Below are 11,969 nucleotides of genomic sequence, written 5' to 3' on the forward strand. Positions count from 1 at the left end.
AGGCGTCGCGATTGTTGCCGCGCTGGATGATGTGCATGGGTACGCCGGGGAGGGTGATCCGAGGCCTTCTTGGCATGATCGTTCAGTCCGTTGATTGTGGAGTTTCAGGGTATCAGGGCTGGCTTCCCGCGGAAAACCGTGGTCTGTCCCCTATGAAACCTTGTCCCCTATGAAACCTAAACGCTCCCTATGAAACGCTGACAGCCCGTCAACGAACCAATTCGGCGACAATGTTCATCGCCGGGAACAGGCGCGCGAGCGCGGTGCGTTCCCAGCGCCGCATGTGGCCCACATCCGCATTGACCCAGCGCGCGACGCGGCGCACCAGCCAGCGGCCCGATTCAAATGTCAGGCGCAGTTCACGAATCGCTGCGAATCTGAAGTCGAAGTAGTAGTCGCGCCCGACGTCACCAGCGAAGAACCCGAAGGTCTCGATCGAAAACAGGCGACGATGGGTCGGATCGGCATAGGCGCACCAGCACGAGAAATGCGGCACCTGCGCATGCAGCGTCCCGCCGGGCTTCAGTACGCGGTGAATCTCGGCGAGCAATTCCGGATACCGGTCGAGGTGTTCGAGGATATCGATGCACAGCACCTCGTCGATGCTCGCATCGGCAAACGGCAGCCGCCCCCGGGCCAGGTCGAGCTGTACGTCCACCTGCGGCAATGGCGCTATATCGACATTCCAGTAACCAAACCGCGGGTCCGTCCCGCAACCCAGATGCAGCCGTGATGGCGCGCGGTACAGTTCGCCGCCACGCGAGACCAGTCGCAGGGTGCGCGCGTGCAGCTCGCGGCGCTGCGAGTCGAATCCGTCCTCGCGCTTGTGAATCGCCTCGGCACTGCGGTAGCTGTGGCAGAACAAGTTGTCGTGCCAGCGGGCCTCGGGACGCATGTCCCCGGCGAGACTCAGCAGCACATCCTCGCCGTTGCGAAGTTCGCCAAGATCAATGCCGAGCCGACCGGCAATCGCAATGCAGCGATCGAGCTGCGCGCGCGTGAAACAGAACACGCCCCAGAGCGTGTCGACCGGCCCGGTTCCGACCCAGCGCTCACCCGTTTCCAGAAAGCGCCCGCCACGGATTCCGGCCGGCGCACCGGGACGCGCAAGCAGACGTTCGACGAGTTCATAGATCGCCGCGGTCGACAGAAACACGTCGTCGTCAAACGACAGATAGAACTCGGCCGGGTGCTCCGCGCAGCGCAACCAGCGCACACCGACGCCAAAACGGCGCGGCTCATTGATCGCGACGATGCGTGGATCGTCATACGGGATGAACGCACGGACATCGATGGCCGTGTTCGAATTCGAGATTACGATGCGCTCGACGAACGGACAGGCGAGCGGCGCGCGCAGCAGGTGCGGCAGGTTCTGCGGACGCGTGTAGACCGGGATGACGACCGTGATTTTTGCCGCAGGCAACGGCCGGTCCGACAACGCAACAGCGTGCCCGCGCAGAAACCTTGCACGCCGCAGCCGGTAGGCCCACGAGCCGCCTGAGTTCTTCATTCTGGAATCGCCATGGGAGAGCCTGGCGGCATTCGACCGGTCCGGTGAATTCGCCACGCCTTTGACCAGGTTGATTGTTTCACCCACCGACAAGCATCCGCTATCACCGAAACGATCCGGCTCAGGGCGTCTCGCGGCCGTGGTCAAGAAGGTGGCGCACCCACAAATTCGTCAGGTGTTCGGAAAGACGGTTTTGCGCCTGACGCGCGGCGAGATTGTCCAGATCGATCCACTCCAGCGGCTGATCCTGCATGGCGCAGGCAAACACCGCGCGCGTGCGTTCACCGGTCTCCGGATCGATCTGCCATTGCAGGCACTGGCCGCACACCCCCTTGAGCATGCACTGCATGGGCGTTCCGACGGTACCGGTGATCGCCACATCCGGCGCGAAATGCGCGCGCAATTCCGAATGCCAGCGCCCCTGCAGGGCCGCGAGCAGCCCCGTAGAACCCATCACGTATACCTGTTCGATGCTGCCCGGCTTCCATTCGGCGCCAAACTCACCGGCGGCCGCGCGTTCGAGCAGCGCAATCACGTCGCCCTCGATCACGGAACGGTCGCCCGCACGCGCGTTTTCGATCGCCTCGCCGCGCGCGCAGGCCCACAGGATGCGATCGGCGGCCTGTTCGAGTTCCGCGCGCGCATAGCACTGCTCGCGCGAGCCATAGGCCGCGATGTAGTGCACGCGATTGCCGGCCGCGCGCAGCGCGGGGCCCAGGTCCAGCATCACGGCCGCGCCCCAGGCGCCGGCGATCACCAGCACGTCGCGGTCGCGCGGCAGGTGTGCCGGCGCGCCGGTCGGCCCCATCAGCACGACGGGTTCGTCGGCTTGCAGGCGCGCGGCGATTTCCGCATTCGCACCGCCGCGCAACAGCATGAGCCGAACCATGTCGCCGTCGACCCCGGCGCCGCTGACGGTCTGCACCGGAATCTGCACGCGCGTACCGTGCACGACCGGTGCCGCGTGTTCGTAGGTCTGGAGCCGGAAGAACTGCCCCGGTCGAAAGTTCGCCGCGGCCTGCGGCGCACGCACATGCAATTCAATCACACCCGGATCGCCCGTCAGCACGCGCGCCACCCGCGCGACGAGCCGCTCGCTCATGCGCGCATAAAATGCCCTGAGCTCACTTGCCTCGCCGTGACCATCGACGACCGGTGCACAATCCGCTATGGCCTTCAGTACATATGGATAGCTGCGTTGCGCGGAGGCGATCGCCTTGACCACGGAGCCGTGAAATACCGGGTGCGTATCACCGATGAACGTGACCGTGTGCCCGTTCGATGAATACGAGGTGAACGGGCCGAACTCGCGCGCCTTCGCATGCGCGGCGACATCCACCGGCTGTAGCTGGTCGTGATGACACACGTGCGGCAAAAAATGCCGGCCATCGAGCTGGAAGGTGCCGCGGTGCTCGGTCTCGTAGACGGTGTTCGGCGACGCACCGGCCGCGATCAGGACCGCCCGGGCCGGCAGCCGCAGCTCGCTCCACTTCTCCAGCCAGCGACCGTCCTCGGCACGTTCGCGGCGACGGAACACCACGGCCTCGACATGCTCGTGCTGATCGAGTTCGGCACGCAGCGGTTCCAGTGCTTCGGCGTAGTAGATGCCCTCTTCGAGCGCTCGCACGACCTCTTCATGATTGCGCAGATACGCGGGCGACTCGTTGAGACTGCGTCGATACGCAATCGTGACCCCGCCCCACCCGCGCAGCAGTGGCAGGAAATCGGGCGCGATGCCGGCCTGTTCCGCCTGCGCACGCACCGCGCGGACGGCACGCCCATGCGCGAGGAACTCGTCGAGCACGCCGTTGTTTTCGGCATCGAGCCGGGCGCGCGCCGCCGATTCCCCGATCGAATCAACCAGGCGTTCGTAGCGCGTGAGCGTCTTTTCGACCTGCACGACGTAGTAGGCCTGCACCTCGGTCGCGGCATCCACGGCGGTGAGTCCGCCGCCGATCACCACCGCCGGCAGGCGAACCTGAAGGTTGGCAATCGAATCGCGCTTCGCCGCACCCGTGAGCTGAAGCGCCATCAGAAAGTCATTCGCCTGACGCATGCCGCGCGCGAGCGAATGGCCCATCGGGATGACCTTCGGCAGCCCCGCACCGGTCGCGATGCAGACGTGATCAAAACCCTCGCGCCAGGCATCGTCGAGCGTCAGCGTGCCGCCGAGCCGCACACCGCCGAACGCCTGAAACGTCGCGCGGCGTGCGAGCGCGAGATGGATCAGTTTCAGGAAATTCTTGTCCCAGCGCACGGTGATGCCGTATTCGGCGACACCGCCGAAGCCCGACATGACACGAGATTCCAGCGGCTCTTCGAGCATCGCGTAATCGCGCACCGGCGCATCGAGCAACTCGCGCGGCAATGGTTCGAGCTTCAGCCCGTCGATGCCGACGACGGCGCAGCCCTCCATGCTCAGGTGATGCGCCATCGTGAAACCCGCCGGCCCCAGCCCCGCGATCAGCACCTTTGTGCCGTTATAGGACCGCATGCACGGCTGCGTCGCGCGCAGCGGATTGAATCGCGCCAGCAGATCGTAGAGTTCCACACCCCATGGCAGTGCAAGCACGTCGGTCAGCACGCGCGTCTCGATCTGCGGGATGTCGACCGGCTGCTGCTTCTGGTAGATGCAGGCCTTCATGCAATCGTTGCAGATCCGATGGCCCGTTGCCGGCAGCATCGGATTGTCGATCATCGCGACCGCGAGCGCGGCGATGGCATGACCGTCGCGCTTGAGCAGGTGCATCTCGGAGATCTTCTCGCCGAGCGGACACCCCGTCAGCACCTCGCCGAGCGGATTGACCTTGAGCCCGAGTTCGGGCGCGCCCTTCTTTTCGGGAAAACCCTTCGAGCAGAAGTCGCCGTCGTGATCGTGACAGAACACGCAGTAGTTGACCTCGGCCTGCACGTTGCGCCGATCCATGCGCGGATCGGTCAATGCAAAGCCGTCGCGCGGGCGATGGTTCACGGACGGTCCCTGGCGACGACGCAGTTCGTCACCGGGCACCGGCTCCAGCGCGACCAGCTGCGCGTGATCCACGCGTTGCGGACTACGGAAGCTGCGCCAGCCGGCCACCGCGGCCTGGCCGGCCGGGTCGCGCTGGGCAAGCACGCACCAGTGCAACAACGTTGAAGCTTCGGGGCTGCTCGCATCCAGTCCCATCGCATACTGCGCAATGGCATGTTCGCGATCGCTGCCTTCGAGACCGGCATCGGCCAGCAGGCGGTCGAGCGCGGCGTCCAGCGCGGCAAAGTCCCCGGCGATCGGTTCGCGAAACCGCCGCACGCGTTTGGCGATCCATTCGCGACGAAACGCGTCGATGACGTTTTGGGCGACGGTCGTCGCGCGCAGGGCCGCGAGTTCGGCCTCGATACCGAAGCCCTGCGCGAGGAACCGTTCCAGATGCGGCGCGACCGCGACCAGCAGCCCGGACAGCGCCTCGGGTTCGAACGTCTCGCCGGCGCGCAGCGCGGCCAGTCGCGCCGCGAGTTCCGGCTCGGCGGCGACAAGGCGTTCGCGAAACAGCGCGTCCAGACGCGCAAGCCCCGCCGGGCCCTGCAGGTCCGCCCAGCTCAGGCCGTCAAAACGCAGCTTCAGGGTCGGCGACATGGCTTGGACCGGCCGGTGGCCGGCCGCTGGCGGTCAGTGTTCGCGATGCGAGGAAAACGAAATCCGGTCGAGCACGCCCATCAGCACGGCCGAGACCACGAAGGTCAGGTGGATGATCACATACCACATGAGCTTTTCGGCATCGATCTGCTGGGCGTTCATGAACATGCGCAGCAGATGGATCGACGAAATCGCGACGATGGAGGCGGCGACCTTGAGCTTCAGCGTGCCGGCGTCGAGCTTGCCCAGCCAGTCGAGCTTCTCGGCGCCCTCCTCGACATCGATCCGCGAGACGAAGTTCTCGTAGCCCGAGAACATCACCATGACCACGAGGCTCGCGACCAGCGCCATGTCGATCAGCGACAGGATCGTCAGCACCATGTCGGCCTCGGCCATCACGACGACGTGCGAGAGCACGTGCCAGACCTCCTGGAAAAATTTGATCGCCAGCGCGACCAGCGCCAGCGACAGCGCTAGATAGACCGGCGCAAGAATCCAGCGGCTTGCGAACAGGGCGCGTTCGATCAGTCGTTCCAGCGTGAGCATGGCGGTCCCGGGCGGAAAATCGGCCGCCGATGGTAGCAAAAGCCGTGGCCGGGGCGTTTGAACCGGCGACCCGCTGCCCCCATCATCGGCAGCAGACCCGCACCCGCCACGGCCAGGCCATGCAGTTCAAAGACTATTACGACACGCTCGGCGTCAAACGCTCCGCAACGGCGGACGAGATCAAGCGCGCCTACCGCAAACTCGCCCGCAAGTACCACCCGGACGTCTCCAAGGAGCCGGACGCCGAGGCCCGCTTCAAGGAGGTCAACGAGGCCCACGAGGTGCTCAAGGACCCGGAAAAACGCGCCGCCTACGACCAGCTCGGCGCGAACTGGAAGGCCGGGCAGGACTTCCGCCCGCCGCCGGACTGGGATACCGGCTTCGAGTTCCGCGGCGGCGGCTTCACGGACGCCGACGCGCGCGGTTTCAGCGACTTCTTCGAGCAGCTGTTCGGCCAGCGCGGCGGCTTTGCCGGCGGCGGTGTTCACCGCGGCGCCGGCCGTGGCGGCATGCGCGTGGCCGGCGAGGATCACCACGCCCGCACCCAGATTGCGCTCGAGGACGCCTACGCGGGCGCGACCCGCTCGCTGAGCCTGCGCCTGCCCGAGGTCGACGGCGGCGGCCACGTCGTCAGCCGGGCCCGCACGCTGAACGTGCGCATTCCCAAGGGCGTGACCGAAGGCCAGCGCATCCGCCTGCAGGGCCAGGGCGGCCCGGGCATCGGCGGGGCGCCCAGTGGTGATCTGTATCTGGAGATCCAGTTCGCCCCGCACCCGCTGTTCACGGCCGAGGGCCGGGACGTTCATCTGACCCTGCCCATCGCGCCCTGGGAGGCCGCACTCGGCGCGCAGGTGCCGGTGCCCACACTGGGTTCGACGCTGACCGTCGCCGTGCCGACCGGCGCGCGCAGCGGCCAGAAGCTGCGGCTGAAGGGCCGCGGCCTGCCCGGCAACCCGGCCGGCGATCAGTACGTGACGCTGCAGATCAACGCCCCGCCCGCGCAGAGCGACGCGCTCAGGGACGCCTACGCAAAACTCAGGGAGGCCGCCGATGGCTTCGACCCGCGCGCGGGGCTCGGAGGTCGGTCGTGAGCGCGCGACGGGTGATCGAGGCCGTGCTGATCGACGAACGCGGCGTATTCACGCTGAGTGAACTGTGCGTGCTGTGCAACGCGTCCGGTGAAGCCGTCTGCGCGCTGGTCGACGAAGGCGTGCTGCAACCGCGCGGCGCAAACCCGCGGCGCTGGAAATTCGACGCCCAGGATGCGCGTCGGGCATTGACGGCGTTGCGACTGGCACGCGATCTGGGCATCAACACGCCGGGCGCCGGCCTGGCCGTGGAACTGCTCGATGAACTCGACCGCCTGCACCAGCGCGTGCGCGTGCTCGAACGACTGCTGGCGCCGGAGCGATAGGGAATTCAGTGGGGTGCAATACGCAATACGCAATGCACCGATCAAGTTGCGCCCACTCGGCGCAATGCCCTTCGGGTAACGCGCCCCGCGGACCTGCTAGACCGAAAACGATGAGCCGCAGCCGCAGGTGGTCTTGGCGTTGGGATTGCGCACGACGAACTGCGAGCCGGTGAGGTTATTGACGAAATCGACCACGGCGCCTTCGAGATACGGCAGGCTCATCGGATCGATCACCAGCGTCACGCCGTCGGTCTCGATGGAGAAGTCGCCATCCTGCGGGCCGTCGGCAAATTCAAAGCCGTACTGGAAACCCGAACATCCACCGCCCTGCACATAGACGCGCAGCATGGGATCGGCGCGACCCTCCGCTTCAACGATCTGACGCACCTTCGCGGCGGCGCTGGCGGTGAAGGTCAGCTGCGGATCGTAGACTGCGGTCGACATTGGATGGGCTTCCGTAAAGGCTTCAGGTGCAACGGCGCGTGGCCGGACCCGGCAAACTGGGGCCACGGGCGCCGGGATTCAAGCCCGCGACCAACGAGACACCCCGAGCGCTGCGCGGCATCAGCTGGTCGACTCCGTGGTGCCGCCCCGCCCGGCCTTGGTCTTTTTCTCGGTGTCGTCGTAGCCGAGCCGGCGCTGGGTCATGTCGGCCGAGTGCAGAAGGTTGCCGTTGACGGTCGCACCCAGGGCCATTTCCAGAAACTGGTAGTGGAGGTTGCCGTTGACGCTGGCGTGCTCGGCGAGTTCGACCCGCTGACTGGCGTAGACGTCGCCGTTGATCGTGCCATCCAGGATCAGGTTCGGCACGCGCACTTCGCCGGTCACCGTGCCCTTCGCACTGACGGTGAGTGCCGAGCCCGTGTCATCGTCCAGCTCGACGGCGATGTTGCCCTGCACGGCACCGTCGACATGCAGACCACCGGAAAAACTGATGTCGCCGACGATCTTGGTGCTGTCGCCGATGACCGTGTTCACGCGCGGCGCCTTGAAGCGGCTGACCTTTCTTTTCATCACAGCAATCTCCCCGAATGGACAATGGCCTACGAAGTTACGACCCAATCATACGATCGACGTGAGGGCTTCTGATCCTTGCCCTTCGGTTCTATATCGAGTTCAAGATTATCAGGCACGAAGCCCGCCGGCAGCCGAACGATACCCTGAAGCTCCTGAAAATTGCGGAACTTGAAGCTCAGCTCGGCGCCGCGATCGGCAGTGACCTCGTCGAGCTCCACCCGTTCGATCACCCCGTCGCGAACACCGGACAGGCCCACGCGCACGGTGCCGGAAACCACGCCCGTGGACTTCAGTGCGCGCGTGAGCGTAAAGCGGAAACGGAACTCGTCGTCGCCGTCACCCGAAAACAGGCTGAAATTCTTCACATCGATCGTGCCACCGCTGCCGTCGGTGGAGACCACGCTGCGCAGGAACGTGACCTCCTTCTCCAGCCGCAACCGATCTTCCTGCAATTCCTTGATCCTTTCGCGCAGCGCCCCCTCGGCCACGGTGTCGATCTGCGCGCCACGCTCGATCAGCGCCAGCTTCGAAACAAGCTCGGCATTGCGCCGTTCGAGCCGGTCGATCTCATCCTCGACATCGCCGAGCTCCGCACTCGCGCGGGCGCTGAAGTAGCCCGCGCGCTCACGACCGAGATCGAACATCATCCAGCCAAAGTAACCGACCGCGACGACCATCAGACCAAGTGCGATCAGCCACATCGCGCGGCTCGGACCCTGAACGATCCGCGGGCCGCGCGACGGGTTCAGGCGGGCCATCGCGAAGCCTCAGGGCACCAGTGCCGGGGCGTTGAGCGCCATGCGCTCGTCGAGCCCGAACATCAGGTTCATGTTCTGCACCGCCTGCCCGGCGGCGCCCTTGGTCAGGTTGTCGATGACCGAGAGCACGACGACCGTATCGCCACCCTGCGGACGATGCACGGCGATCCGGCAGGTGTTCGCGCCGCGCACCGAGCGCGTGTCCGGGTGCGCACCGGCCGGCAGCACGTCGACGAACGGCTCGTCCGCATAGCGACGCGCGAACAGCGCCTGCAGGTCCACGTCCTGATCGGCGAGCCGCGCATACAGGGTCGCGTGAATGCCGCGGATCATCGGCGTCAGGTGCGGCACGAAGGTGAGCCCGATCGCACCGCCCGTCGCGGCCGCGAGACCCTGGCGAATCTCCGGCCAGTGCCGGTGCCCGGGCACGGCGTAGGCCTTGAAACTGTCGCCGGCCTCGGCAAGCAGGATGCCGACCTCGGCCTTGCGCCCGGCGCCGGACACGCCGGACTTGCAGTCGGCGATCAGCCCGTCGCGCTCGACCGCGCCGGCTTCGAGCAGCGGCAGCAGACCGAGTTGCACGGCGGTCGGATAGCAGCCGGGGTTCGCGACGATGCGCGCCTTGCGGATCGCCGCGCGATTGACCTCGGGCAGGCCATAGACGGCGTCGTCGAGCAGCCCAGGGCAGGCGTGGTCCATGCCATACCACTGTTTCCAGAGATCCGGATCTTTCAGCCGGAAGTCGGCCGCCAGATCGATGACCCGCGCGCCGCCGGCGACCAGATCCGGCGCCATACCCATCGCCGTGCCGTTCGGTGTCGCGAAGAACACCACGTCCAGCGCGCGCAGCGCAGTGACGTCAGGCTCGGTGAACGCGAGGTCCAGATGCCCGCGCAGGCTCGGAAACATCTCGGCCACGGGCCGGCCGGCCTCGCCGCGCGAAGTGATGGTCTCGATGCGCACGTTCGGATGCTGCACCAGCAGGCGCAGCAGTTCGACGCCGGTGTAACCGGTACCGCCGACCACGCCAACCCGGATTCGCTGCGTCATGAGCTGAGCCTTTTCGCGCCAGAACAGAGGGACCGGAAATGATACGGACCACACACGGGCCGCGAAAGCCGCGGGGAAAACGCTGAACACTTCGGAGTTTCCCGCGGCACAGGGATGAGCCGCCGTTCGCCCGACCCGGGCACACTGGTGCAGAATCCCGTCACCCCGGCCACGAGCAACCCGCGCCATGACCGCCCCGCAGAACCCTTCCGGCCGCTGGCGCCGCTGGCTCGAGGCCCGGCAGCAGGCGTTCGCCGGGGTGGACGGCCTGCCGTCGCTGGCGGGTCTGGGCCTGCTGGTCGGGCTGCTGGCCGGGGCGGTCATCGTCGGATTCCGGCACGCGATCGACGCCGCCCAGACGCTGACCATCGGCACCCCGGACCGCTTCGAACTGCTGCCACCCCTCGCACGGCTCGGGCTGGCCATGGCCGGCGGACTCGCGATCGGGCTGGTCCTGCTGCGATTGCCCGCCGCGCTGCGCGCGGGCGGTGTCGTGCATGTCATCGAACGGCTCGACCGACATCAGGGCCGACTGCCGTTCGGCAACGCCGTCGCGCATTTTCTGCTCGTGGTGCTGGCGACCGCGACCGGCCAGTCGGTCGGCCGCGAGGGCCCGGGCGTGCACCTGGGCGCGGCGGTTGCTGGCAGCGCCGGCGGGCACCTGGGTCTGCCGAACCACAGCCTGCGCACACTGGTCGGCTGCGGCGTGGCGGCGGCGATCGCGGCCTCGTTCAACACCCCGCTGGCCGGGGTCGTGTTCGCGATGGAGGTCGTGCTGATGGAGTACACCATCGCCGGCTTCGCGCCCGTGATCCTCGCGGCCGTGTCGGCCACCGCCATCTCGCAGCTCGCCTTCGGCGACGCACCGGCGTTCGGCGGGCCGATGACCGCGCTGGGTTCGCTCGGCGAACTGCCGATCGTGCTCGCGCTCGGCATCGGCTGCGGACTGCTTGCGGCGGCGTTCACGTTTCTGACCAGACACATCACCCGCGTCTCCGACCCGTGGCCGATCTGGCTGCGCCCGGCGCTGGCCGGGTTGATCGTCGGCCTGATCGCGCTGGCCGTGCCCGAGGTCATGGGCCTTGGCTACGACTCGGTCGGCGCGGCCCTGGCCGGGGAACTCGCCGTCGCGACGATGCTGGCGATCGTGGTCGCAAAGCTGGTCGCCACGGCCGCCTGCATCGGTCTGGCCATGCCGGGCGGGCTGATCGGTCCGTCGCTCGTGATCGGCGCCGCGGCCGGCGGTGCGGTCGGCCTGCTGGTCGCGCAGGCGCAGCCCGATGCCGCGGTGAACCCGGCGTTCTATGCGCTGGTCGGACTCGGCGCGATGATGGCGGCCACACTACAGGCCCCGCTGGCGGCACTGACGGCCATGCTCGAACTCACGGCGAATCCGCACATCATCCTGCCCGGGATGCTGGCCGTGATCTCAGCCGGGCTGGTCTCGCAGGAATGGTTCGGACAACGTTCAGTGTTTCGCGAGCTGCTGCGTGCACGCGGCATGGACCTGCGCGATGACGCGCTGACCCTGGCGCTGCGTCGCGTGGGAGTGGCGCGGCAGATGGATCGCGCGGTTGTGACGCTCGATACGCAGATTTCCGCGGACACCGCGCACAAAGCGCTGGCGAACAAACCGAACTGGGTGCTGGTGCGCGCTATGTCGGGCGACGCATCAACGATCGCTGCGCTGATGCCCGCGGCCGATCTGGCGCGTGCGCTCGCTGCGCTCGCTGCGCTCGAAGCCGACGACGATTCGCCGATTGATCTCGCAAAGATCCCGGCGAACCGGCTGGATGTCGTTTCCGTGCCGTACCGTGCGAGCCAGTTCGAGGCGCTGGAAGCCATCGAACGCGCCAACGCGGATGCGGCCTGGATCGCCGCGCCGCACGCCGCCGAGCAGCCGCGCGGTGTGCTCACCCGCGCTGCGATCCTCAGAAGCTACGCCGATTGATTTGCGGAACGATAGCGCAATACCTTACGAAGTGTAGGGTGCGCACCGCGCACCGTTGACGCGCCTTGGAATCCCCATGGTGCGCAATGCGCACCCTACGCGCGCCGAGG

The 11,969-nt window shown here is 66.9% G+C and carries 10 protein-coding genes; 3 read left to right on the forward strand and 7 right to left on the reverse strand.

The window, feature by feature from the left end:
- Positions 1-208 precede the first annotated feature (208 nt).
- The 3 genes from KDG50_14515 to KDG50_14525 all read right to left on the reverse strand — a co-directional run bounded on the left by KDG50_14515 (position 209) and on the right by KDG50_14525 (position 5,660).
- Positions 209-1,510: a methyltransferase domain-containing protein gene (locus tag KDG50_14515; protein MCB1866628.1), complete on the reverse strand. Its 1,302-nt coding sequence runs from the start codon at positions 1,508-1,510 to the stop codon at positions 209-211.
- A 121-nt stretch (positions 1,511-1,631) separates the two neighbouring features.
- Positions 1,632-5,123 (reverse strand): FAD-dependent oxidoreductase, encoded by a 3,492-nt coding sequence (locus KDG50_14520; protein MCB1866629.1) that lies wholly within the window; start codon positions 5,121-5,123, stop codon positions 1,632-1,634.
- A 33-nt stretch (positions 5,124-5,156) separates the two neighbouring features.
- On the reverse strand, positions 5,157-5,660 hold the full coding sequence (locus KDG50_14525; GenBank protein ID MCB1866630.1) for a TIGR00645 family protein: 504 nt from the start codon (positions 5,658-5,660) through the stop codon (positions 5,157-5,159).
- Positions 5,661-5,788: 128 nt separating this feature from the next.
- Here KDG50_14525 and KDG50_14530 point away from each other — a divergent pair, with 128 nt between their 5' ends.
- Positions 5,789-6,760, forward strand: a complete 972-nt coding sequence (locus tag KDG50_14530) for a DnaJ domain-containing protein (protein MCB1866631.1) — start codon at positions 5,789-5,791, stop codon at positions 6,758-6,760.
- Positions 6,761-6,789: 29 nt separating this feature from the next.
- On the forward strand, positions 6,790-7,083 hold the full coding sequence (locus KDG50_14535; protein ID MCB1866632.1) for a MerR family transcriptional regulator: 294 nt from the start codon (positions 6,790-6,792) through the stop codon (positions 7,081-7,083).
- 96 nt (positions 7,084-7,179) lie between these two features.
- Here the strand turns inward: KDG50_14535 and erpA are convergent, their stop codons facing one another.
- From erpA to KDG50_14555, 4 genes are all read right to left on the reverse strand, one after another.
- Entirely contained in the window at positions 7,180-7,527 is a 348-nt protein-coding gene (erpA, locus tag KDG50_14540; protein MCB1866633.1) for an iron-sulfur cluster insertion protein ErpA, read from the reverse strand.
- A gap of 120 nt (positions 7,528-7,647) precedes the next feature.
- On the reverse strand, positions 7,648-8,097 hold the full coding sequence (locus KDG50_14545; protein ID MCB1866634.1) for a polymer-forming cytoskeletal protein: 450 nt from the start codon (positions 8,095-8,097) through the stop codon (positions 7,648-7,650).
- Between the two features lie 29 nt (positions 8,098-8,126).
- Complete coding sequence (locus KDG50_14550) at positions 8,127-8,858, reverse strand: hypothetical protein (protein MCB1866635.1); 732 nt, start codon at positions 8,856-8,858, stop codon at positions 8,127-8,129.
- Between the two features lie 9 nt (positions 8,859-8,867).
- Positions 8,868-9,908, reverse strand: coding sequence for an N-acetyl-gamma-glutamyl-phosphate reductase (locus KDG50_14555; GenBank protein ID MCB1866636.1), 1,041 nt, complete (start codon positions 9,906-9,908; stop codon positions 8,868-8,870).
- Between the two features lie 187 nt (positions 9,909-10,095).
- Here KDG50_14555 and KDG50_14560 point away from each other — a divergent pair, with 187 nt between their 5' ends.
- On the forward strand, positions 10,096-11,859 hold the full coding sequence (locus KDG50_14560) for a chloride channel protein (GenBank protein MCB1866637.1): 1,764 nt from the start codon (positions 10,096-10,098) through the stop codon (positions 11,857-11,859).
- Positions 11,860-11,969 lie beyond the last annotated feature (110 nt).

This window comes from Chromatiales bacterium, assembly GCA_020445605.1.
Lineage (GTDB): Bacteria > Pseudomonadota > Gammaproteobacteria > JAGRGH01 > JAGRGH01 > JAGRGH01.